General features: G+C 42.3%; 1 pseudogene. It reads right to left on the reverse strand.

Going from position 1 to position 291, the window contains the following annotated elements:
• Positions 1-291 (reverse strand): annotated as a pseudogene (locus AAEY75_RS14530) (type II secretion system minor pseudopilin GspK); the annotation flags it as partial.

Here is a 291-nt window from a genome sequence, read left to right on the forward strand (position 1 = left end):
TCTTGATAGACCTCACCATCTGCATCTTGATAGTCCAGTACCGCAATGGCGATATCAGGCTCTATATTTAATTGTGTTAAGAGTCTTTGAAAGACCATTAACGCAGCGGTATTAACCGCACCATTTTGATATAAGTTATTAATATTAAAACGACTGGCTTCGTCGCGCAATTCGATGTTGATGCTGTGATTATCTAGAGCATAGGGTGGTATCGGCTGCGCCCAAATATCTTGCTCGCTGTCCGTATCGTTTAGCTTATTATCAGCGCGAATCACAGTCATAGCCAATTGC

This window comes from Psychrobacter sp. TB55-MNA-CIBAN-0194 (genome assembly GCF_040309505.1).
In the GTDB taxonomy this organism is placed as follows: Bacteria; Pseudomonadota; Gammaproteobacteria; order Pseudomonadales; family Moraxellaceae; genus Psychrobacter; species Psychrobacter fozii.